Raw genomic sequence first — 715 nt, 5'->3', positions numbered from 1 at the left:
ATCAAGTGATGTAAATAAGAGTGCTGATTAAGCGGCAGCTGCGAACTGAGCTAGAAACATCTCTTTACGTTCGTTGAAGCGGTTTACTAGGTCGTCTACAGAAGCTTGGTCGTATGGCTTAAGACCACTTGCTACCATGCGCTTTACGCCTTTACCGACTACTTCACCGTCTTCTTTGAAATCAAAGTTCAGTGTCACGATGCCACGCTTGCCTTCAACATCAAAAGTCGCACCAGAGAATTCAACTTCTGGGTGAGATAGGTCTAGGCGAGTAAATTCAACTTCCATGCTCTCGTAAATCACAAGAGGACGTTGGCAGTTGATCATCATTTGTTGTTCTTCCATAAGAGGAACCATGATGTGTGGGAAGTTCATGCCTGAGAACTTAACGTAGTTTGTTACTACGTGTTCGATGAATGCTTGATCGTGGCTCTTTTCACCTTCACAAGACATGTGTAGGTACTCTTTGCCTTTCTCGTCAACCAGTGAGCTTTCTTTCTCACACTTGTTGTCAACGCTTAGCGCAATACCGTTACCCACCATACCTGAAAAATCAAAACGCATTTTTTGGCTGATGCCTTCTTTTTGCAGAAGTACTGCAAACAAAAGATCGCCAGGCACGCAGAAGCGTTTGTTGTCTTCATCGTGAATTGGGTTGAAGTCAGCGGCTACTTTTTTAGCAAAGTGGCTAGCTTGTTCACGAGTGAATTGAAAT

General features: G+C 43.8%; 1 protein-coding gene. It reads right to left on the bottom strand.

The genetic code is table 11. The features are described 5' to 3' along the window. Positions 1-27: 27 nt before the first annotated feature. On the bottom strand, positions 28-715 hold a 688-nt coding region (locus AB4653_RS28305; protein WP_372105953.1), incomplete at its 5' end, for a DUF3581 domain-containing protein.

Source organism: Vibrio sp. 10N.222.48.A3 (assembly GCF_041475345.1).
Lineage (GTDB): Bacteria > Pseudomonadota > Gammaproteobacteria > Enterobacterales > Vibrionaceae > Vibrio > Vibrio tasmaniensis_A.
The sequence above is the reverse complement of the archived record's forward strand: the minus strand, read 5'-3'. Positions and strand labels throughout refer to the sequence as shown.